Here is a 22,978-nt window from a genome sequence, read left to right as displayed (position 1 = left end):
ATCATAGAGCATTAAATTTGTCGATTGTTTTAACTAAGTTATGGGAGGTATTTTTGAAAAATAGATTTCCTGTTTTACTGATAATTTTTTTCATATTTTTCACCGGTTACGCAATAAACTCAACCTATGTAAAACTTGACTCTTCAAGACAAAACTCAAAAGTTTTCTCTTCTCTAATAGGTGAGCTGGAATATAAATTAAAACCCTATCAGATTAATCGTCTCAAGAGAAAATATATTAAAATTATAGACTCTATAGAAAAGACCAGACAAAGTTCTAATAATACCTTGGACGAAAATTCAACCGATGATACTGATGAGAATATAAAGTCTGTCTACACAACCAGTGCAGTTTCACAAAATATAATGGATTTTAACAGTCTTTTGACTATTTATTCAAAGAAATATCTTACTCTGCCTCAAGACAACACTGTAGATACAAAAGACGTAAAAAAGAATACTACTGACCAAGTCATCGATAGTGACCTAGAAAGTAAAGGGTTTCCTGACGTTCAATCCATTTCACAAGAGCAGATTGATTTACAAAAATCTCAGCTAGAAGGCTTAAAACCTATTTTAAATGATAAGGATTTTGCAGACTTACTGACTTTAGTCACTCAAATGAATGAGTCATCGGCACAATCCTCTCCCGATATGAGAAGAAAAATATTAGAAGTTTTAAATAAATATAATCAGCTAAATTCGTATTTGATTTTAAATCAGCTTTGCATGAAATTTGATGTGATTGCTTACTATGAGCTTTCCGGAGATACTTTGGTACAAAGACCTTTGGAGGGCGTATCAATTAAGCCGATTTCTGCTCAAGACCAAGAAAAGTATAAAGCACTTATAAATATGCAGCTAAAGCTTTTCAAGGACATTCATAAAAAATATTTTAACGGCTTTTTTGTCTTTAAAGATAACGATAAATCTCAGCTCTCCTATGCGGGAGACTTTCAAAATAACCAAAAAGGTTATTTAGGGATAGATGCTGTAGATTTTTCAAATGTAAAATCTAATGACTTTGAAAGACAAAGATTTTATGAAAGCATGGTAAAAGAATTAGCTAGAGTAGTTTTTTTAAGCAGTAATCAAATAGACTACTCCAAGAGCAGCGGTATTTCTGATACAGACGATTTTAAATCTATAAAGGCATATGCAAAAAAAGACTCCTATATACAGCTTTTCTATGATAGATTTTATAATGACCTTTTGTATGAAGACGCTATAGCATCCTACGAAAATAAAGACAGTGGAGCTGTAAACGCTTTTTATTTAAGGCACTATTATGACTACATGAACATATCTCAAACTATTGACCCATTCAGAGATATGCTACAATCAGCAACACATTTTATACTTGAAGAGCGTCCAATTTTAAACAATGTCAAAGAACAAAAGGTCAGATTTTTTTATGAATTTAGTGAACTAAGTGAATTGAGGAATAAAATACAGCTTAATATAAAAGCTTTGGAGGATTAGATGGAAAACCTCGTAATAATAATTGATGGAAACTCTTTAATGAACAGGGCGTTTTATGCCTTGCCCGAAATGACTGACAAAAAAGGCAGACACACCAACGCCTTGTACGGTTTTGCCAACATAATATTCAAAATTTTAAAAGAGTACACCCCAACACATTTTGCAGTAGCCTTTGACCTTAAAGCACCCACCTTCAGGCACAAAATGTATGACGGGTATAAAGCAGGCAGAAAAAAAATGCCCGATGAATTAGCTGAGCAGATTGAACCACTCAAGCAAATGATAGATTTTTTTGGGATAAATAGACTTGAGCTGGAGGGCTTTGAGGCAGACGACATATTAGGAGTAGTGGCAAAAAAAGCCGGAGAAAGCGGATTAAAAACCTACATCATCACCGGAGACAAAGACAGCTTTCAGCTTGCCACTGATAATGTAAGCATCTTATTTACAAAAAAAGGCATATCAGAAATAGAAGTAGTCGACAAGCAAAAAATGCTAGACGACTACGGCATTACACCTACTGAATTTATAGATTTAAAAGCATTGATGGGCGACTCCTCCGACAATATACCTGGAGTTGCCGGCATAGGAGAAAAAACAGGACTAAAACTAATACAAGAATATAAATCCATAGAAAATATCTACAAGCACATCGATGAAATAAAAGGTGCCGTTCAAAAAAAATTAATCGCAGACGAAGAATCAGCCTATATGAGCAAGAAACTTGCCACCATACACAGCGACTTGCCTGTAGATTTTGAAACAGAAGAAATATTATACAATGGACTAGATACCAAAAACCTTACAGAATTTTTCCAACAAAGAGATATGGTATCTCTAGTAAAAAGACTCTCCTCCACCTCAAATGAAGTTGTAAGTGAAAATGGCAGTGTTTCAAATGAAAAAATAAAAGAAATAGAATATACAACCGACCCGCAAAAGTTACTAGCTGAGAATTCAAAAAGAATTTTTATAAAAGTAGTAAAAGAAGATGCCCCTGTAAATATCAGAGCAATACTTAGTCTTTGCATTATGACAGAAAAAAACAGCTATTGTATTGATGAAAAAGATATCGAAAAAATAAAACCTATACTTATTTCTGATGAGGTACAAAAATGTGGTTTTGATATAAAAGAAGACTACATCGCCCTGTTAGCCTACGATATAGAAATGAAAAACGTCTATTTTGACAGCAAAATAGCTCAGTACCTGTTTGACCCGGACGCCAGTAGCTATGATATCTCAAATCTATCAGCCAGCTATAGCCTGCCTGAAATAGACTCTGCTGAAGCTTTCTTTGGCAAAGGCAAAAATAAAAAAGTTATCACCAGCTTTAACAAAAAAGAAATTGAGCCTTACTATTTACAAATGATGTATATAGTAAAAGGAGCTATTGAAAAACAAACAGAAAAAATAAAAGCTTGGGATATGAGCTCTCTATTTTTTGACGTAGAAATGCCACTAGTAACAGTGCTTGGCGATATGCAATACGCAGGAGTAGCTATAGATAAAGCTGCTCTTTTAGACGCAAAAAAAGAGTTCAGCTCAGTAATTATGCAGCTTGAAAAAGACATTTACCAGCTGGCAAATCAGGAGTTTAACATAAATTCTCCAAAACAGCTTGGTAAGGTGCTATTTGAAGATTTAGGTCTTCCTACAGGCAAAAAAACTAAGACAGGATACTCTACAGATGCAAAAGTATTAGAAAATCTGATTGACGCACATCCGATAGTAGAAAAAATCCTCTCCTATAGGACATATACAAAATTATTATCAACCTATGTAGACGGATTGCTGGCTATTATAAATAAAGATACAGGTAGGATTCATTCATCATTTAATCAGACAATCACCGCCACAGGCAGGATTTCATCCACAGAACCAAACCTGCAAAACATTCCGGTAAGAGATGCCATAGGTAGAAATTTGAGAAAGGCATTTATCGCAAAAGACGGTGACATCTTAGTCGATGCTGACTACTCACAAATAGAGCTAAGAGTCCTTGCAGACATATCAAACGAAACTGTCCTAATAGACGGATTTAATGAAGGCATAGACATCCATACCAGGACAGCATCAGAAGTATTTGAAGTACCCATTGATGAAGTCACAAAGGAATTACGTTCTGCCGCAAAGGCAGTAAACTTTGGCATTGTATACGGCATAAGCGATTTTGGTCTGTCAAATAACCTAGGCATAGGCAGAAAAAAAGCAGGAGAATATATCAAAAACTATCTTGATAGATTTAAAAACATTGAAAAATATATGGACGACATCGTAAAACAAGCAGAAAAAGACGGTTATGTCACAACCTTCTTAAACAGGAGAAGATATATACCACAAATAAATATGAAAAACTTTATCCAAAAAAATCTAGGCAAAAGACTTGCTATGAACACCCCTGTCCAAGGTAGTGCAGCAGATATTATCAAGATTGCTATGGTAAAGGTTTCTAAAAGACTGAAAAAAGAGAAATTAAAATCAAAACTGATACTCCAAATCCATGACGAACTGATAATCGAAGCTACCATGGATGAAAAGGAAATAGTAGAAAAGCTACTAAAAGAAGAAATGGAGCACGCTTATAAACTAAAATCCTCTTTAAAAGCAGACGTCCAATCAGGAAAATCTTGGTATGATACAAAATAAATTAATACTAAAATCTAATTGAAAATGCAATTGTATTTTCCTTTTGACACTTTTGTTCGCTTAGCTCACAGCGTTAGCAATCCCACTAGCCAAATACAGCTTCACCTTTTCAAACATAGTGATTTTTTAAATAGATGATAGTATAAAATATAATTTACCATAACAACATATACAGCCATTACTTTTTTAACATAAAATAAATCCAAGTCAAACCATGACTTGGATTTATTTTTATTTTTATTAGCTTTGGTAATATTTCAAGGGAAAATTAGTATTACACTAGTCTTACATTCATACATTAATTTACTCTTTTAAGCTCTATTCTTATTTTCCCTATACCTCTTCTGATATGAGCCTCATCCACCATTACCGCCACCAATGCAAGCTCTTCGGACTCTTGACCTTCTCCGGCAAGCGTCCAGTAATATTCTTCCATTTCTCTTTCTCTATGTTTTTGATTAAGAGTTTTTGTAAGACCTATAAGTTCTTCTTCTTCAATAACCGCACCATAAGCCTCCACAACAATAGTAGTAAACTCAGCAGTTTTTTCAATAAGAGTTTCCACTTTAAATGCGTCTCTATTTAAAAAATAAGTAGCTGTCTCATCAGCAATTTTTGTTATTTTCTTATTTTCAAACATATTTTCTCCCGTTTAATTTTTAAATAAATCGTGATTATTCCCAGCCTTTAGGTTTAAATTTAAAAGCATCAAAAATTGGAGTAAATACCATTGCAATTATACCGCCAGAAAGACCGTTGTTATATAGATTAAGTCCAGCGTGTAGCGTGCCAATGTTTGTAACAAGTGCCAAATGTAACGGTCCTATTATAAGTCCATATATAAACCCGAATTCTCCAACAATAGGTGATAAATTCGTACCAAATAATCCGGCAATAACAGTCATTGTATAACTAACATCGCTTGTCACAAAATTTGATGCAATCATTATACCAAGTAAAATTGAGGCAATATTTTTTGGATGATTACCAAATGATGCAAATCCGGTCACACAAAGTAGTCCTGCAATCACTGCTCCATTAAGATTTGCACCCATAAGTATTATGTAAGCAAGTGCCATCAAGCCTACAAACCCCATGTTTATTAACGTAAGCGGCGTACCGCAAAGTTTTGTAAAATCAGTTATTAATCTCCCTGAATAACTTAATAATTTATTATATCCTGCAAAACTATAGCCGTTATAGATGTATCCCAATAAAATTAAAATTAAAAAATAAACTCCAAAAAATATAAACAGCTTTATATCCATATTAGGATTAATTATGTTTTCTGAATGAATTGGTTTTGCAAATGCCAACAATATAGAATTTGCAATTATACCTAAAAATCCTGCTGCAAAGCCTGCATTGTGTAGATTGTATCCGCTATGGGCAACAAGCACCTGTTTGGATATCTCAGGCATAACATAACCCAAAAATATACCAATCATATAGCCTAATATTACCGCAGCAGCCGGATTTACAGAAAAATTGTTAGCTATTACCATTACTATAGGTGCAAGAGCGGTAGAGTACATACTGGTTACGAATGTACTTCTATAGTCTATTTTTCTGACCTTAGCATAAAAATATCCGCCAATATAAAACGGCCAAATATTAAATAAAGTCTTACCTACAAATGCAAAGCCGGACAACAAAAACAGAGCTGAAATAAGCATACCATTTAGCTTGAAATCCAATTTTCTGATAAGCCATATATTGAGTAGCACAATTATAGCAGAATTTGCAAGTGCTGCTCCGGTTGATACTGCATAAGTATAATCTGTAGCAAATTGGTCATTAATTAAAATAATTTTAATTAAACCATTGACAATCTCTAAGGGGGAGTTGTAAACGAATGCAAATAACAACGTCATCACAGGTAAAATATAAATTATTTTATACTGCGACTCAGAATGTATTCCCTCACTAACACTTGGGAAAAAATTTATAATCTTGTCTTTTATATTCTTCACTATGCCTCCTTTTACATGGTTTTAGTTCGTATTGGTTATCTTATCCAAATCTGCCCTTCTTTGCTCAATAATTCCCTGATATTTTTCTTTTATCTCCAAGCCCGAGGCTGTCATTGCTACACCACCAAGACTTGTTTCTCTAAGCGTATATGGCAAAGCCTTGCCAACATTATTTGCAGCAGTAAGCACCTCTTCATAAGGTATAAAAGATTTTACATCTGCAAGTGCAATATCAGCACAAATAAGTGCGTTTATCACCCCTGATGAATTTCTAAATGTACATGGGAATTCTACCAAGCCTGCAACAGGGTCACAGACCAATCCCATAACATTTAATAAGGCAAAAGATGCCGCATCAAAACACTGCTCTACACTTCCACCCTTCATTTGAGTAAGTGCAGCCGCTGCCATCGATGCCGCCGAACCACATTCTGCTTGGCAACCACCCTCAGCACCTGCGAAGTTGAAGTATCTACCTATTAATCTACCCACATAACCGGCTGTAATTAACCCCTTTATAAGAGTTTCATCATCAAAATCAAATTTTTCTTGAGCAATAAGGACGGCTGCCGGCAATATTCCTGATGCACCGGCAGTTGGAGCTGCTACTATCTTTCCCATAGTCGCATTTACTTCAATTGTAGAAAATGCCATCGCCATAGCTTTTACACCACAATCACCTATATATGAGTCGCCCTTTTCAAAATAGTCCATCATTTTTCTTGAAAATCCGTCAATCATATTAGTAGCAGTGGTACTATAGCTGCTAAGATATTTAAAAGCCGATTTTCTCATGACGTGAAGAATATTTGAAAACTCCTTGTAAATATCCTCCTTAGTAGTACATGACCTTTTTATCTCATCTTCGATAGCTAAATCATATATATATATATTTCTATTTTTACATTCATTAACTATACTTTCTTGAGTAAGCAGCATTTTAGTATCCTCCTTGGATGAACTTCGTTATTGCAAATCTCTTATCATTTAAAATTTTGTCTAAAATTTCCTCACTAGGCTCTTCACTCACTTCGACTAATAAAGTGACCATATCATCACTTTTATCAGTAATCATCTTTTCAATATTGTATCCACTTTCTGCCAAAATAGTTGATACAAAAGAAATTATACCCTTTTGCTCACCATATTTTAATACAATAGTTGGAAAGTCATTTGTAAAATCCAGTTTTAATCCATCTATATCTATTATCTTAATATTCCCACCACCAATCGAAGAGCCTGTAACAGATGCTATTCTTCCGGTAGGATACTTCATAACTATTTTTACAGAGTTTGGGTGCACATCTCCTAAATCTGTTTCAACAAAAGAATATTTTAACCCCTTTTTTCTTGCTATTTCATGAGAATAAGGCAAGTTATCATCATCAGGTAGCATACCCATAACACCTGCTACCAAAGCCTTATCCGTACCATGACCTAGATAAGTTTTTGCAAAAGAGCCATGTAAGTAGAATGTGACCTCTTCAAAATCCTTGCCTGAAATTTTAGCAGCTAGTCTAGCCAATCTTGCAGCTCCTGCCGTATGTGAGCTGGAAGGTCCAATCATTATTGGCCCCATTACATCAAAAATCCCATAATCTTTCATTTTATCCTCTTTCAACCTAGAAAAATTTAAACCAATTAACTTATGCTATACATAACTTGGTCATAAATTTTATATAATTTATTTTACAAAAGAATAAATATATACCCTGTTACGCAATCTGTCAATATTTGATTTTTTTGTGTCATAATTTGTAATTTTATACCTAAATAAAAGCATTACTTATATACTATAATATCAGATAAATTTACTAAAGTAAACATTTTCTAATGTATTTTTTAATAAAGCTTAGCATATATTTTTGAATGATATCTTTCATTTATAAAATCATTTTTTAAAAAAAGAACAGTTTCTTGCAAAAATCATTGACTATTTAATTTAAGGTTGATATAATTTAGGAAATGCTTTTCAATTAATTTTTACTTAAAACATTTTAATCATAAATTTAAAAATTTTTGGAGGTAACATTATGAAAGTACTAGTAACAGAACTTTACAATGAAGCTGGACAACAAATGCTTAAAGACAAAGGCGTAGAAGTAACCCTTGCTTATGGAAAAAGCCATGATGAATTAGTAGCTATGGTGCCGGAATATGATGCACTTATAGTTCGTGCAGCAACTCCAGTACAAAAAGATTTCATAGATGCAGGTAAAAACCTTAAATCTATAGGTATGGCTGGTATTGGTTTAAATCACATAGATGTTGAATATGCTAAAAGCAAAGGCATAAAAGTGCTCAACGTTCCTGACGGTAGCACAACTGCTGTATCTGAATTAGCAGTAGGTATGATACTTACAACACTTAGAAAAATCCCTAAAGCAAACAAAGATGTAAAAAACGGCACTTGGGAAAAAACAGCTTATCCAGGAAATGAAATAAAGGGCAAAACTATCGGCATCTGCTCTCTTGGTAAAATAGGATTCAGGGTAGCTGAAATATTATTAGCTTTCGGTGCAAAAGAAATACTAACTTATGACCCATACCTAAAACAAGAAATTGCTGATAAAATAGGCGCTAAGATTCTTCCATTAGAAGAAGTATTAAAACAGGCAGATATAGTTACTATCCATACTCCACTTACTCCAGAAACTAAACATATGATAGGCAAAGACCAAATCGCTCTTATGAAAGACGGTTCTTATCTATTTAACCTTGGACGTGGCGGAATAGTTGAAGAAACAGCACTTTACGAAGCACTTAAATCAGGCAAGCTTAAAGGTGCTGGCGTAGACGTTATGGAAGTAGAGCCTCCTAAATCAAGCCCACTATTTGAATTAGATAACTTTACAGTTACCCCTCACATAGGTGCAGGCACTGAAGAGGCACAAATATATATTTCTGAGTCTTTAGCTAGACAGACTTTAGAGGCTCTAGGACTATAATTAACCTTTGTCACTGATGAAACTTTAATTTGATGTATAAAAGACCATTATTGGATAATCTCCATATAATGGTCTTTTTTTATAAAAAATTAGTTACATATTTTATACTTATCAAGACTTACAAGTAAAGTGTCTAACAAAAAATATCTCATTTTCATATTGTTAAAGTCATTTCGATTTTAGAAAAAAATAATCAAATACATTATAATGTGTATTGTACGCATTTGATAAATATAAATACTACAAATACTTCAAATATTTTTTCACCCTTTTCATTTATTATTAAACTTGTTGTTAATTATTGTTTTTAATTAAAAAGTATAAATTTATTTTACCTTTTTGTTTCTCTTGGTCGGCATTTCAGCGACCAGTAACAAAAAACTAATAATGTAATAAAACTATTGATAAAAAATTAAATTTGGGGTATACTACATATAGCTAAAAATTGAAGAATATGTTTAATCCACATCAAACACAAAAAAACCAAGCTCCTCACAGCTTGGTTTTTTTCTTGCTTTGGGCTAATTATCGCCTTTATTTTCGTCTAACCACTTGCAAATGCGATTGCTAACAACATTTGCCACAACGGAAATAAGTATATTGAAGAATATGTCCACATCTAACCCCCTCTCTGTTATCAGATTGGGAAACGATAACTTTATAATTATATCATAATTTATAGTTGTGTACATAATATCAAAATAAAGTTATTTTAAATGCCTAATTCTTTATGGAAATTATGTAAAGTAGAATATTTATAATCATAATCAATCAATTTTCTATGTTTAACAGTAGCTTTTATATAATTGTCTATATATCTTATTATGCCATTTTCAATAGATTTATAGTTATTTGTTATAATATCTTTTTGTTTTTTATACTGCCAATATCACTTCTTAACGGAACAAAAATATTGTTATTTTTGTGAGTAATTGATAAAAACAAATACAACAATACAGGATAAAAAAATGAATGTCAACAAGTATAGATAAGTAATTAAAAACCGCTGACTTTCATTGTAATCAGCGGTTCTTTTTTTAGTAATGGTGCAGAGGAAGGGATTTGAACCCTCACGCTGTTTAAAGCATACGCACCTGAAACGTACGTGTCTGCCGTTTCACCACCTCTGCAAATGATTTATTTCAAATATTTTATTATGATATCACCAAATGCCATTTTTGTAAATATCCCAACCAATTAAGTTTTACTTTTGCCTATAATTTATGCTGACATTTTAAATATTTTACTTTTACCGCTCTATTATATCCAATCATTTGATGTTGACCCAACTTAATATTTTTACTATAATTGTTAGATAAGATTATTTTTTTAATTTTCAGCATTATTTGGTGCACTTATGAAAAACAGTTTAAAGTATAAATTTATCATGATTTATTTCTTTTTAGTTTTTGTTGTAGTAATAATAATTGGGGTTTTCATTACCAAAGAATTTGAAAACTACAACATGAGCAATATAAGAAATGAAATCATAAACATAAAAGAAAATATCATTGACAATATGATAAGTAGCGACTATACCAATGACACCAACAAGCTTAGGAGTGACTTACTTGCTATGCCTATTTCACTCTCCTATGAAATATCCATAATAGAGCCAAAAAGCTACACTGTCATTGCCTCTACAAACTCAGTTTTTGAGAGCAAAAATGCTTTTGACGTTTTCGACTCTGATACACTCCTATCCAGCTATAATAGCTCAGTGGTAGAAAGGGATATCTACCCCACAAATGCAAGTTATCCAATAAAAAATATGGTCTTGCAGGGTAAAGACTCTCAAGGCAATACTAAATATCTAGTCTATGCTAGGAGAAATCTTGACGACATACAGCAAATGGATAAAAAAGTTGTATCTATAATAATAAAATCGGCAATAGTTGCACTACTTATCACTATATTGCTAGGTAACGTGGTTTCCGCATCGATTACAGTGCCTATACAAAACTTGACTAAGCTGGCACTAATGGTTTCCAAAGGTGACTTTTCAAAAAAAGCTCACGTCTCCTCTGATGACGAAATAGGTAAACTTGCCGGTACATTCAACTTTTTGACAGACAGTGTAGAAGATATGATTAAAAAGCTGTCCTACGAGAAAAATAAACTGGATGCCATTATCTTCCACATGAACCAAGCACTTGTTGCAATAGATAACTATGGTAAAATAATACACTTTAACGCAAATTTTTTACAACTTTTGGGTCTTGATAACAGTGACGATTTGCATGGAAAAAATTATGACGACTTGATATCCACGATTACAGACGAATTATCCTTTAGCCAGCTTATAAGGAGCTACAGTAAAGACTCCAGTCAAAATATCAAATTGCAGATTAAAGATAGGTTCTATCAATCATCCTCTGCTGTATTTAAAGAAAAAAATGGAGCGTTGGCAGGCATAATATTAGTCTTTCGTGACATAAGTGAGAGTGAGTACCTTGAAAATATGAGACGAGACTTCGTAGCAAATGTATCTCACGAATTAAAAACCCCCATCACTTCTATAAAAAGCTACAGTGAAACACTTCTTGATGGTGCTTATGAGGACAAAGAGATTACCAAGGAGTTTTTGGGCATAATCAACAGCGAATCCGACCGAATGAGCCTAATCATAAAGGATTTGTTACAGTTGTCAAGAATGGATAGCGACAAGGAGAAATGGGAGCACAAGGTCACTGATATAAATGAGCTGGTAAGGCAAAGTATAAAAATACTCAATCTACAAGCTAAAGAAAAAGAGCAAAAAATCATTTCAGATTTATATGACAAGCCAATAAATTTAGATGTCGATGCAGGTAAGATTAGGCAGGTCATAATAAATCTTTTATCGAACGCTATAAAGTACACAGGTATCGGTGGAGTTATCCACTTATCCACATTGCTTGTGGATAACTTGTGCAAAATCGTCGTAAAAGACGATGGTATCGGCATTCCGGAAAAAGATATAGAGCATATTTTTGATAGGTTTTACAGAGTTGACAAGGGTAGGAGCAGAGCCCTTGGTGGTACTGGCTTAGGACTGTCTATAACCCAGTCAATTATCGAGGCACATTCAGGTAAAATCTATGTAAATTCAGTGCTAGGACAGGGCAGTGAATTTATAGTCACATTACCTGTTGATAATTTGTGGATAAATAGTTAATAATTTTGTGGAGAACTGATGAAAATAAAAATTGACGAGTATGATGTAAATTATATTGACATAAATAATTATTCTGACCTGCCGGCTGTACTAATTCTTCATGGTTGGGGTTGCAACATAAATGTTTATATAAAAATGATTGACGCACTCAAAGCTACTCACAGGGTAATCTGCCTAGATATGATTGGTTTTGGCTCTACTACTATGCCCGACCACCCACTTGACGTTGACGAATATACAAATTTTATAGAAGAATTTATAAAAGCTCTAGGCTTAAAAAAACTAAGTCTTATAGGACATTCCTTTGGTGGGAGGATAATTATAAAATTATTTTCTAGAAAATTAAAGGATTTCGATTTTCAAAAGGTTGTCATGGTAGATGCCGCTGGTATAAAGCCTAAGAAAAAATTATCAGTCACACTTAAAATAATGACCTTTAAATTTGCAAAAAATTTATTTAACTCCACTCCCTTACACAAGATGTATCCCAATTTTATAGAAAATATGCGAAAAAAAGCCGGCTCTGCGGATTATAATTCCGCTGCGGCAGTTATGAGAAACACTCTTGTAAAAGTTGTAAATGAGGATTTGACTGGTTATTTAGAAACTATCGACAAACCTACTCTGTTGGTATGGGGAGATAAAGACGATGCCACACCTTTGCAAGACGCTTATACAATGGACAAAAAAATTCCAAACAGCGAGCTTTTCATAGTAAAAGGTGCCGGTCACTACAGCTTTTTAGAGCAAGCGGATACTGTTAATAATAAAATAATTGATTTTCTATCAAAGGAAGTTTAATGAACAGCTTTATTATTTTACTTATAATTTCAAATATAGCTGCATTTTATGTGTTGCTCACCCATCACATACATATGTATCAGCTAAATTTTTATAGCCCTGTCGAAGAAAAAAACAGACTCAGAGAAAACAGATGGCCTAATTTTGGCAGAGTATTCGGATTTTCCTTGTCTATTATTTTTATAATGACTAATAGCTTTTGGCTACCTTATCAAATCACTTTTGCAGTAGCAATTCTACTAAACGCTTTATCAGCATACCTTGGCTGGGATAAAACCGCAAAAATTCCGCTAAAATACACAAAAAGAGTTATAAGACTTTTTATAACAACAATGCTCTTGTATATAACTCTTATTATATTTAGCTTGTTACTATTTACTGATAAAACAATTATAAATTCCATACCCATAGTTCCCATAATTGTTCAAATCTTACCATTTTTAACCGTATATATAATGATGCTGGCAGATTATATAAACAAACCTGTAGAAAAACATATCAACAACGGATTTATAAATGATGCAAAAAAGATACTAAAAGAGAAAAAAAATTTAACAGTAATAGGAGTAACCGGTAGCTATGGTAAAACCTCAGTAAAAAATACATTAAAAACGCTTTTATCAGGAGATTATAACGTACTTATAACACCTGGCAATTTTAATACAGCTCTAGGAGTAGTAATAACCATCAGACAGCATTTGACACCAATACACGAAATATTTATCTGCGAAATGGGTGCAAAAAATGTAGGCGACATAAAAGAAATCTGCGATATAGTTCAGCCAAAGTATGGAATAATTACCTCTATCGGCTCTGCCCATTTGGAAACCTTTGGCTCTATACAAAATACTATTAAAACTAAATTTGAGCTGGAGGACTCAGTATCTCAAAATGGTGGCACAATATTTTTAAACTATGACAACGAGCACATAAGAGATAAAAAAGTTACATCAAAAAAAGTCACATACTCCGTAAATGAAAAAAATACAAATTTCAAAGCAGAAAATATAAAAGTAGACGAAAATGGCTCAAGCTTTAAACTAAATTTAGATGGTGAAGATGTAGAATTTGAAACCAGTCTGCTAGGAAAACATAATATATTAAATATAGCAGGTTGTGTAGCAATAGCAAAAACACTTGGCATATCAAATGAAACTCTAGTATCAAGAGTAAAACTGCTAAGACCAGTAGAGCACAGACAACAAGTGCTAAAAAGACCATTTGGACTTATTATAGATGACGCATACAACTCCAACCCTACAGGGGCAAAATCCGCTCTTGACACACTTGCATTATTTGACATGACAAAAATAGTCGTCACTCCCGGCATGATAGAGCTAGGCGATGAATTTTACCAAAGAAACAAAGAATTTGGTATGCAAATAGCAGATATTGCCGATATAGTCGTGCTAGTCGGTCAAAAACAAACCTTACCTATACAAGACGGATTAAAAGAAAAAAATTATCCAAAAGAGAAAATAAATATCTTCTCCAACATGGCAGATGCCCTAAACTTTGCCATAAATTTAAACGTAAATAACAAAAAAGCAATCTTAATAGAAAATGATTTGCCTGATAATTATTAATATTTTACATCATTTTTACTTCTGCAACATACTAATTTTACAATACTACGCTAAGATAATACCAGTGTCGATGATTTAGATAATTTTTCACCGATGAAATATAATTTAATATTAAGGAGACTGGTATGAAATTAAACAAAATAGTTAAAGGCGTTTTTGCTGTAGCTTTAGTAGCAACCCTAGCAGCTTGCGGCGGTGCTAAGGACGCTACACAAACAAAAGGTGATGCAGCATCTCAAGGCGAAATTGCAGTTATATCAAGAGAAAGTGGCTCAGGTACAAGAGGTGCTTTCATCGAATTAACAAAGGTAGAGGCTAAAGGTGATGACGGCAAGAAAAAGGATATGACGATAGATACCGCTGAAATAGCTAACTCTACTAATATTGTAATGACAAGCGTTGCTAACAACCCTGCTGCTATAGGATATATTTCTCTAGGCTCTGTAAACGATAAAGTCAAAGCACTTAAAGTCGATGGTGTAGAGGCTACTGCTGCAGGCGTAAAAGATGGCTCATACAAGCTTTCTAGACCATTCAATATCGCTACAAAAGGTGAGGCTAGTCCTGAGGCTCAGGATTTCATAAACTTCATACTAAGCAAGCAGGGACAAGAAGTAGTTGAAAAAGAAGGCTATATTGCAAAAATAGAAACTCCTGCCGAATATACAGGCAATGGCATGAAAGGTAAAATAACTATCTCGGGTTCGTCCTCAGTTACTCCGGTTATGGAAAAACTTAAAGAGGCTTACAATGTCATAAATCCTGATATGGCTATACAGATACAACAATCCGACTCTACAACTGGTATGACAGATGCCATTAACGGTATATCCGATATAGGTATGGCATCAAGGGAACTTAAAGAAGAAGAAAAAGCAAGCCTTACTCCTACAGTTATTGCTCTTGATGGTATAGCAATAATAGTCAATAATGAAAATGCTACCACAGATATGTCTATGGAGCAAATTAAAGGCGTTTACACAGGTGAAATCACATCTTGGGACGCTCTAGCAGCTAAATAATGTGCATAGCCATCAAAGCACCTTGGTTTAATTTCCAAGGTGTTTTTTACATAAATTTTAGAAAAAATTTAAAATATTTAATAAAATCATTGAATTAACTTATAATATTGAATACAATGTATATACTGTTAAGATTTACCATTAAAATATTTCTAATAACACTTCTTTGACAAACTTTGGAGGTTTAGATGTTAGCGTATATAGTAGAAGATGACTCCGACATAAGGTATGTAGAGATATTTGCACTCAAAAACAGTGGATTTAAGGCTGATGGGTTTGATAATGCAGAAGATTTTTATGTTTCCTTAGAAAAAAAGCTACCTGACATAATACTCTTGGATATTATGATGCCCGGACAAGATGGTTTCCAAGTATTAAAATATATAAAGATGACTGAAAGATATAAATCCATACCTGTTATAATGGTGTCTGCTAAAGATTTAGAAATTGACAAGGTAAAAGCTCTTGACCTTGGTGCAGACGATTATCTTTCCAAGCCGTTTGGAGTAATGGAGCTTATATCAAGAGTAAAGGCAGTGTTAAGACGTAGTAAACCTCAAAGTAGCTTTGAAGATGCTTATTTAAACTATGATAACGTTAAAATAGATATAAAAAGTCATAGCGTCTATACCGATAATAAAAAAGTCGTCTTAACTCATAAGGAATACGAACTACTAAAATATTTACTTTTAAATAAAAATATAGTTATCTCAAGACAAAGCTTGATGAACAACGTTTGGGGCTTTGACTTTGAAGGTGAAACTAGAACTATAGATGCACACATTAAATCTCTTAGACAAAAACTGGGCGACAGTGGCAAAATTATTAAAACAATACGAAACGTAGGTTACAAAGTGGGAGAATAATATGGATTTTGCAAGCAACTTGCTTACACTTGTAGTTATTATTGCTTTTACAATCTATATGACATTAGTTTTATCTAAAAACTTCGCCTCTAAAACAGAAGGTGACATAGAAAAATATTCAACTGCTCCTAAAAAAACTCAAAATCCCGGATTGATGAAAAGTGACTTTATACTTTACAATATCAAAGAAGGACTTATCCTACTTGATGTAAATAAAAAAATATTAAATATCAACAAGCCTGCTGTTAAACTTTTGCAAGGCTCTGATAAATTTGACTATAAAGATAAGAATATCATTTTTTTATCTAGAAATCATGAAATTCTCCAGCTTGTTGACAAGGCATATACCAATGGAAATGTAGCAAAAACAGTGCAAATAGGTAGCTCTTATGTAAAGCTGTATTTAAACCCCATTCACGAGGACACCCGCCTTATAGGCATTATGTGTCTACTTATAGACGATACAATTTCATTTAATCAAGAGCTTACCAAACGGCGATTTACAGCCAATATATCCCATGAGCTAAAAACTCCACTTACTGCAATTATCGGCTATGCAGATATACTATGCAGCATGGACGTATCCTTAAAGGAGAGTAAGCAATTTGCAGCTAAGATAAAAAAATCCGCTGACCAAATGACTATTTTGATAAATAACATAATAAAGCTTTCTTCTTTGGACGAAAATGCAACCGGCTTTCCAAAAACTATTTTAGATTTAAGCTCCATAGTCAGAAATTGTGTCTCAAATCAAGTGCCAAATGCAGAGTTTAAAAAAGTCAGTCTTGATTTAGATGTCGATGATGAAATTGCATTTTTTGCCAATGAAGAGCTAGTCAGTGAAATGATAAGCAACCTCATCAGCAATGCGATTAGATATAATTATGAAAAAGGCAAGGTTAAGGTAGTATTATCAAAGCTTGACAATACATCAGTATTGTCAATCAGTGACACAGGTCAAGGCATACCCGAAAAATATTTGAACAGGATATTTGACAGATTTTTTGTAGTCGATAAGAGCAGATCTAAACAATCCGGAGGCTCAGGAATAGGTCTTTGTATAGTTAAGCACATAGCTCAAATTTACAACATTGAGATAAAAGTAACCAGCGTAGAAGGGAAAGGCTCTGTATTTACACTTATCTTTCCAAAAGTTGATACCAAAGATTATAATTCTCAATATGATTAATTGACTAAAATATCAAAAGGCCTAAAAAAATAAATTTATTAATTGCAAAATATACAAATTTTTATACATTAGTATTTTTATTTATGGTAAAATATTGTTATTGTTCATTAAAATTTGAGAGAAACTATTGATATTTAAATTTGGAGAAACAATGCAGATTATACAAAAAAAAGATGCGGTAATATTACAGGACTGTCCGGACTTTGTACCGGAGCATATATTTGAGTGCGGACAATGCTTTAGATTTTACAAGCAAGAGGATAATTCATACGCTATAGTTGCAAAAAACAAAGTTATAAACGTATCAAAAAATGAAAATGATGTAATACTTAGAAATACAAATATAACTGACTATGAAACTATTTGGAAAAATTATTTTGATTTAGACACAAACTATTCAAAAATCAAAAAAGCCTTAAAGCCAATGGATGAGCATTTGAACGTAGCTTGTGATTTTGGAAGTGGTATGAGGATATTAAACCAAGATTTCCATGAAAATGTCATATCCTTTATAATTTCAGCAAGAAATTCAATCACCTCCATAAAAAAATGTGTCTTGTTTTTATCTGAGCACTTAGGCGAAAAGTTGCAGTCCTTAGATGGCGTAACCTACTATGCTTTTCCAACACTGGAAGCTCTTGCAAATGCAGATATGGAAGTTTTAAAAGCATCAAAAGCAGCTTTTAGAGCACCCTATATCAAAAAAGCCGCTCAAAAAATGCTTGATGACAATATGACCTATGATGATTTTAAAAATCTTAACTTAGACGAAACGGCTCAATTACTACAGACCTTGCCCGGAGTAGGTCCAAAGGTTGCAGACTGCATAGCTTTGTTTTCTTTAAATAAATCAGATGCTTTTCCTGTAGATGTATGGGTTAAAAGAGTTATGGAAGAATTTTATGTAAAGGAGCAAAATTATTCTCTAAAAAATATGAGAACCTACGGCATAAACCATTTCGGAGCTTTAGCAGGCTATGCTCAGCAATATTTATTCTATTATGCAAGACAAAATGGTCTTGGCAAAAAGAAAAATCTAACTAAAGAATTGTAATCAATTCCTATTAATTTTTATCAGTTTTAGCTCTACATTTATATAAGCGTTTAAAAATAGCCATTTTATTACTAAAAATTTTACCTCCCTTTTTTCTTGACAACTCATTTTAAAAATGATAATATAGTAAAAATGTTTTGAAGTTTGATAAAATTATTGTAAAGATTTTTTTATTTGAATTTTAGGAGGAACAATGCTAAAAGGTAGAAGTTTGATTGATATCGAGGATTTCAGTATATCGGAACTTGATGAAATCTTTGATTTAGCTATTAACATTATTGATAATCCTCAAGACTACACACATATTTGCGATGGCAAATTGATGAGTAGTCTTTTTTTTGAGCCAAGTACAAGAACAAGGCTTAGTTTCGAGGCTGCTATGAACAGACTTGGCGGCAGGGTAGTAGGCTTTGCAGAAAGCTCATCCAGCTCAACAGCTAAGGGAGAGTCTTTAGCTGATACCATCAGAGTATCTTCATCATACAGTGATATCACAGTAATGCGTCACCCAAAGGAGGGTTCAGCACTTCACGCACTTGAAACCTGCCAAACCCCGCTAATAAATGCAGGAGATGGCGGTCACCAGCACCCAACACAAACTCTTACAGACTTACTTACAATCAAAGTTGCAAAAAATAAATTTGAAAATTTAACAGTAGGTCTTTGTGGAGACTTAAAATTTGGTAGGACAGTACATTCACTTATCTCAGCTATGAAAAGATACCAAGGCACAAAATTCTATCTAATATCTCCTCCTGAACTAAAATTACCTGAATATATACTTGATGAATTAACAGAAGAACATATCGACTTTGAAGAGGTAGAAACCATCGAAAGCGTAATTGGCAAGCTTGACATACTTTATATGACAAGAGTACAAAAAGAAAGATTTTTCAACGAAGCTGACTATGTGAGACTAAAGGATTTTTATATCTTGGACGAAGAAAAAATGCAGCTTGCTAAAAAGGATTTAATAGTATTGCACCCACTGCCAAGAGTAAACGAAATAAAAACAGAGGTGGATAAAGACGACAGAGCTTGGTATTTCAAGCAAGCAGTTTACGGAATGTATGTAAGAATGGCTCTTATTTGTAAATTATTGGGGGTAAAATAATGCTGGAAATCACAAGTATAAAAAAAGGTATAGTAATCGACCACATCAAACAGGGTGTTGGCATGAAAATATATGAATACATGAAACTAGACGAAATAAAAGATAATCAAGTAGCACTAATACTAAACGCAAACAGCCCACTACTTGGAAAAAAAGACATCATAAAAATAGAAAACAAGACCGACTTTGATTTTTCTGTAATAGGTGCATTTGACAACAATCTGACTATTAACGTTATAGAGGACGAAAAAGTAGTTAAAAAAATTAAACCAACTATCCCTGAAAAAATCGAAGGCATATTTGAATGTAAAAACCCAAGATGTATTACAACAGCAGAAAGAGAAATCAAACAAAAATTTGAACTGGTAAGCGAAACCGACAGGACTTACAAATGCCATTACTGCGAAACTATAAGAAAATTCTAAATAAAAATCAAATTGCTTTATCTTCTCTAAGAGGATAAAGCAATTTATTATGTAAAATAGACTATACTTTAAAATTATTTCCATTATAATATAAATTAAGTGCTAACATTTATAATATTTATGAATAGGTGCTAAAATGAATTACATATTAAAAAATGTAGACGTAGTAGACAAAAACAAGACTGTAAAAAATACAAATTTATACATCAAAAATGCTCTCATTGAAAAAATATCCGATGAAGTTGACGAAAATCTACAATCCTATGACTGCACAGGACTGACTGTAATGCCATCATTTGTAGACCTGCACGCTCATTTTAGAGACCCCGGCTACACCCATAAAGAAACAATACAAACCGGCTCAAAAGCCGCTGTAAAAGGCGGATACACCTTGATAAATCTCATGGCAAATACCAAGCCTATCGCAAATGATATGCAAGTAGTAAATTATGTACTTGATAAAGCAAAAAAAATAGGACTAATCAACATACATCAATGCGTCAGCGTAACCAATGATTTTGACGGTGAAAGTCTTGAGCATTTAGATAAAATAGATACAAAAAAAGTCAAATTCATTTCCGATGATGGTAAAGGAATAATATCAAACCTTACCAGCTATAAATCCATGCTGATTGCCAAAGAAAAAAATCTCACCATAATGACACACGCCGAGGATAAATACTTGACACCTATAGACTACAGATTATCCGAAGATATAATCACAATAAGAGACCTCTACCTTTGCCATGCCACAGGTGCAAGACTACACCTAAGCCACGTCAGCACAATAGACTCCTTAGAGGCTATAAGACTAGCAAAACAACATGGCACAAATGTGACCTGCGAGGTTACTCCACATCACATTGCTTTATATGACAATGAATTTAAAGTAAACCCACCAATCCGTACACAAAAAGACGTGTACGCAGTAATAGAGGCAATAAAAGACGGTACAATTGATGCAATCTCCACTGACCATGCTCCACATACAGCCGAGGAAAAGAAAAATGGCGCACCCGGCTTGGTTGGACTAGAGACCGCCTTTGGAGTATGCTATAGCAACCTAGTTAAGCCAAATCACATAACACTAAATAAATTATCAGAGCTTATTAGCTACAATCCATATAAAATATTTGACGGAATGTATGAAAAAAGAGGACTAATTAAACAAGGCTATGTAGCAGACCTTGCCCTAGTCGATATCAACAAAACCTATACCGTAGACCCGAATAATTTCGACTCTATGGGCAAAAATACACCTTTTAAAGACAAACAGCTACAAGGAATTGTAGTTGCCACTATTAAAGATGGAGAATTTAAATATGATAATAGATAAATTGTATGAACAAGTACAAAAAAAAGGTCCACTTTGCGTAGGACTTGATACCGACCTTTCATATATACCTGAATTTATGAAAAGCCAAAAAAATATTACAGAGGCAGTTTTTGAATTTAATAAAAATATTATTGATTTGACAAAAGAGTTTGTGGCAATTTACAAGCCACAAATTGCCTACTACGAGGCACTTGGACTTGACGGATTAAAAGCATTTAAAATGACACTTGATTATTTAAAACAAAATAATTGCCTTGTAGTTTCAGATGTAAAACGCTCTGACATAGCAGCCACAGCAAAGATGTATGCAAAAGCATTTTTTGATGGCGAATTTGAGTCAGACTTTGTAACCTTAAATCCATACATGGGATACGACTCACTTGACCCATATTTCGAATATTTTGAAAAAAAAGACAAGGGTATCTTTGTACTAGTCAGAACCTCCAACCCCGGCTCAAAAGATATCCAGCTAAAACAAGTCGGCGATGAATATTTGTACCAAAAAATCGGTCAAGAGTTAACCAAAATCGGCAAAAGATTTAACGGCAAATACGGCTACTCAAGAATTGGATTTGTAATAGGTGCAACCCATAATGCTGAGGCAGTAGACATCAGAAATAGATTTTCACATACATTTTTCCTAGTGCCCGGCTATGGAGCACAGGGAGCTACCGGAAAAGACGCAAGACTACTACTTAATAAGGATGAAAACGGAGCTATAATAAATTCCTCAAGAGGCATAATTGCAAAATCTCAAAATACTCAAAACCAAAAAGAATTTGATGATAAAATAACAGAACTAATTCTTAAAATGAAGGAGGATTTGAACAACTGATGAAATCCGCTTACAATGAAACAAGAGTCCTCACCAACGAAAAAATATCCGACAATGTATATAAAATGATAGTGCTATGTAATGACGTTACACGCCCCGGACAATTTTTCATGCTCAGAAACTGGGGCACATCTTCACCATATTTGTCAAGACCAATCAGCATTTGCGATGACGAGTACGGCAGGCTAACATTTTTATACCTTGCCACAGGAAAAGGCACAAAATTATTTGCAAAATTAAAAACCGGAGATAAAATTAACCTTTTAGGTCCTCAGGGTAATGGATTTGATATAGAAAAGCTCACAAAAGATACAGTTAAAAAAATAGCTGTTGTAGCCGGTGGTATAGGTATAGCCCCATTTTTATATCTAGCAAAAGAATTGAAGAAAAAAGACATCGAACTGGACTTTTTTGCAGGCTATACAAACCAGCCTTACTTTGTGTATGAAATGGAGCCGTATTTTGACAAAATAAATATATTTACATTAGATAATACAGTATTACAAGAAAATCCGTTCTCTGATAATGAAAAAATCAAACTA

Annotated in this window: 18 protein-coding genes, 1 tRNA gene and 1 pseudogene; 15 read left to right on the top strand and 5 right to left on the bottom strand. The window is 33.5% G+C overall.

Annotated features, from left to right (window positions below; translation table 11 throughout):
• The first annotated feature begins 53 nt into the window (after positions 1-53).
• Complete coding sequence (locus tag BBG48_RS08225) at positions 54-1,481, top strand: hypothetical protein (protein WP_068912466.1); 1,428 nt, start codon at positions 54-56, stop codon at positions 1,479-1,481.
• On the top strand, positions 1,482-4,130 hold the full coding sequence (gene polA / locus BBG48_RS08220; RefSeq protein WP_068912464.1) for a DNA polymerase I: 2,649 nt from the start codon (positions 1,482-1,484) through the stop codon (positions 4,128-4,130).
• A gap of 298 nt (positions 4,131-4,428) precedes the next feature.
• Here the strand turns inward: polA and BBG48_RS08215 are convergent, their stop codons facing one another.
• Genes BBG48_RS08215 through sdaAB form a run of 4 tightly spaced genes read right to left on the bottom strand, consistent with a single transcriptional unit; the run spans position 4,429 to position 7,709 of the window.
• Positions 4,429-4,770 carry a hypothetical protein gene (locus BBG48_RS08215; RefSeq protein WP_068912463.1) on the bottom strand — a complete coding sequence of 114 codons (342 nt, stop codon included), beginning with the start codon at positions 4,768-4,770 and terminating at the stop codon, positions 4,429-4,431.
• 34 nt (positions 4,771-4,804) lie between these two features.
• On the bottom strand, positions 4,805-6,103 hold the full coding sequence (locus BBG48_RS08210; protein ID WP_068912461.1) for a DUF1576 domain-containing protein: 1,299 nt from the start codon (positions 6,101-6,103) through the stop codon (positions 4,805-4,807).
• A 21-nt stretch (positions 6,104-6,124) separates the two neighbouring features.
• Complete coding sequence (gene sdaAA / locus BBG48_RS08205) at positions 6,125-7,042, bottom strand: L-serine ammonia-lyase, iron-sulfur-dependent, subunit alpha (RefSeq protein ID WP_068912459.1); 918 nt, start codon at positions 7,040-7,042, stop codon at positions 6,125-6,127.
• A gap of 1 nt (position 7,043) precedes the next feature.
• Complete coding sequence (gene sdaAB / locus BBG48_RS08200; RefSeq protein ID WP_068912458.1) at positions 7,044-7,709, bottom strand: L-serine ammonia-lyase, iron-sulfur-dependent subunit beta; 666 nt, start codon at positions 7,707-7,709, stop codon at positions 7,044-7,046.
• A gap of 427 nt (positions 7,710-8,136) precedes the next feature.
• Here sdaAB and BBG48_RS08195 point away from each other — a divergent pair, with 427 nt between their 5' ends.
• Positions 8,137-9,051, top strand: a complete 915-nt coding sequence (locus tag BBG48_RS08195; RefSeq protein ID WP_068912456.1) for a D-2-hydroxyacid dehydrogenase — start codon at positions 8,137-8,139, stop codon at positions 9,049-9,051.
• Between the two features lie 1,044 nt (positions 9,052-10,095).
• On the opposite strand, the gene BBG48_RS08190 is transcribed toward BBG48_RS08195, so the two are convergent.
• Positions 10,096-10,181, bottom strand: a tRNA-Leu gene (locus tag BBG48_RS08190).
• Positions 10,182-10,408: 227 nt separating this feature from the next.
• Between BBG48_RS08190 and BBG48_RS08185 the strand changes: the two genes are divergently transcribed.
• The 12 genes and pseudogenes from BBG48_RS08185 to BBG48_RS08130 form a co-directional block, all read left to right on the top strand.
• Entirely contained in the window at positions 10,409-12,208 is a 1,800-nt protein-coding gene (locus BBG48_RS08185) for a sensor histidine kinase (RefSeq protein WP_068912454.1), read from the top strand.
• Between the two features lie 18 nt (positions 12,209-12,226).
• Positions 12,227-13,009, top strand: coding sequence for an alpha/beta fold hydrolase (locus BBG48_RS08180; protein WP_068912453.1), 783 nt, complete (start codon positions 12,227-12,229; stop codon positions 13,007-13,009).
• A complete protein-coding gene (locus BBG48_RS08175) occupies positions 13,009-14,595 on the top strand; it encodes a UDP-N-acetylmuramoyl-tripeptide--D-alanyl-D-alanine ligase (protein ID WP_068912451.1) in 1,587 nt (528 codons plus the stop codon). The genes BBG48_RS08180 and BBG48_RS08175 overlap by 1 nt, the downstream gene beginning before the upstream one ends.
• A gap of 125 nt (positions 14,596-14,720) precedes the next feature.
• Positions 14,721-15,617 (top strand): substrate-binding domain-containing protein, encoded by an 897-nt coding sequence (locus BBG48_RS08170; protein ID WP_068912450.1) that lies wholly within the window; start codon positions 14,721-14,723, stop codon positions 15,615-15,617.
• A 188-nt stretch (positions 15,618-15,805) separates the two neighbouring features.
• Positions 15,806-16,483, top strand: coding sequence for a response regulator transcription factor (locus BBG48_RS08165; protein WP_068912448.1), 678 nt, complete (start codon positions 15,806-15,808; stop codon positions 16,481-16,483).
• 1 nt (position 16,484) lies between these two features.
• A complete protein-coding gene (locus tag BBG48_RS08160) occupies positions 16,485-17,672 on the top strand; it encodes a sensor histidine kinase (RefSeq protein WP_068912446.1) in 1,188 nt (395 codons plus the stop codon).
• A 151-nt stretch (positions 17,673-17,823) separates the two neighbouring features.
• Positions 17,824-18,726, top strand: coding sequence for a DNA-3-methyladenine glycosylase family protein (locus tag BBG48_RS08155; protein ID WP_068912445.1), 903 nt, complete (start codon positions 17,824-17,826; stop codon positions 18,724-18,726).
• 193 nt (positions 18,727-18,919) lie between these two features.
• Positions 18,920-19,840 (top strand): aspartate carbamoyltransferase, encoded by a 921-nt coding sequence (gene pyrB, locus BBG48_RS08150; RefSeq protein ID WP_068912443.1) that lies wholly within the window; start codon positions 18,920-18,922, stop codon positions 19,838-19,840.
• Positions 19,840-20,265 carry an aspartate carbamoyltransferase regulatory subunit gene (locus BBG48_RS08145; RefSeq protein ID WP_068912442.1) on the top strand — a complete coding sequence of 142 codons (426 nt, stop codon included), beginning with the start codon at positions 19,840-19,842 and terminating at the stop codon, positions 20,263-20,265. The genes pyrB and BBG48_RS08145 overlap by 1 nt, the downstream gene beginning before the upstream one ends.
• Positions 20,266-20,401: 136 nt before the next feature.
• Entirely contained in the window at positions 20,402-21,601 is a 1,200-nt protein-coding gene (locus tag BBG48_RS08140) for a dihydroorotase (RefSeq protein WP_068912440.1), read from the top strand.
• On the top strand, positions 21,588-22,436 hold the full coding sequence (gene pyrF / locus BBG48_RS08135; protein ID WP_068912438.1) for an orotidine-5'-phosphate decarboxylase: 849 nt from the start codon (positions 21,588-21,590) through the stop codon (positions 22,434-22,436). Before BBG48_RS08140 ends, pyrF begins: the two co-directional genes overlap by 14 nt.
• A pseudogene (locus BBG48_RS08130) lies at positions 22,436-22,978 on the top strand (hypothetical protein); the annotation flags it as partial. The gene pyrF and the pseudogene BBG48_RS08130, both read left to right, overlap by 1 nt.

The organism is Criibacterium bergeronii (assembly GCF_001693775.2).
Taxonomy (GTDB): domain Bacteria; phylum Bacillota; class Clostridia; order Peptostreptococcales; family Filifactoraceae; genus Peptoanaerobacter; species Peptoanaerobacter bergeronii.
The sequence above is the reverse complement of the archived record's forward strand: the minus strand, read 5'-3'. Positions and strand labels throughout refer to the sequence as shown.

Coding starts and splice junctions, on each gene's coding strand:
- polA (WP_068912464.1), top strand. CDS start 1,482: ATGGAAAACCTCGTAATAATAATTGATGGAAACTCTTTAATGAACAGG.
- BBG48_RS08215 (WP_068912463.1), bottom strand. CDS start 4,770: ATGTTTGAAAATAAGAAAATAACAAAAATTGCTGATGAGACAGCTACT.
- sdaAA (WP_068912459.1), bottom strand. CDS start 7,042: ATGCTGCTTACTCAAGAAAGTATAGTTAATGAATGTAAAAATAGAAAT.
- sdaAB (WP_068912458.1), bottom strand. CDS start 7,709: ATGAAAGATTATGGGATTTTTGATGTAATGGGGCCAATAATGATTGGA.
- BBG48_RS08195 (WP_068912456.1), top strand. CDS start 8,137: ATGAAAGTACTAGTAACAGAACTTTACAATGAAGCTGGACAACAAATG.
- BBG48_RS08185 (WP_068912454.1), top strand. CDS start 10,409: ATGAAAAACAGTTTAAAGTATAAATTTATCATGATTTATTTCTTTTTA.
- BBG48_RS08180 (WP_068912453.1), top strand. CDS start 12,227: ATGAAAATAAAAATTGACGAGTATGATGTAAATTATATTGACATAAAT.
- BBG48_RS08175 (WP_068912451.1), top strand. CDS start 13,009: ATGAACAGCTTTATTATTTTACTTATAATTTCAAATATAGCTGCATTT.
- BBG48_RS08170 (WP_068912450.1), top strand. CDS start 14,721: ATGAAATTAAACAAAATAGTTAAAGGCGTTTTTGCTGTAGCTTTAGTA.
- BBG48_RS08165 (WP_068912448.1), top strand. CDS start 15,806: ATGTTAGCGTATATAGTAGAAGATGACTCCGACATAAGGTATGTAGAG.
- BBG48_RS08160 (WP_068912446.1), top strand. CDS start 16,485: ATGGATTTTGCAAGCAACTTGCTTACACTTGTAGTTATTATTGCTTTT.
- BBG48_RS08155 (WP_068912445.1), top strand. CDS start 17,824: ATGCAGATTATACAAAAAAAAGATGCGGTAATATTACAGGACTGTCCG.
- pyrB (WP_068912443.1), top strand. CDS start 18,920: ATGCTAAAAGGTAGAAGTTTGATTGATATCGAGGATTTCAGTATATCG.
- BBG48_RS08145 (WP_068912442.1), top strand. CDS start 19,840: ATGCTGGAAATCACAAGTATAAAAAAAGGTATAGTAATCGACCACATC.
- BBG48_RS08140 (WP_068912440.1), top strand. CDS start 20,402: ATGAATTACATATTAAAAAATGTAGACGTAGTAGACAAAAACAAGACT.
- pyrF (WP_068912438.1), top strand. CDS start 21,588: ATGATAATAGATAAATTGTATGAACAAGTACAAAAAAAAGGTCCACTT.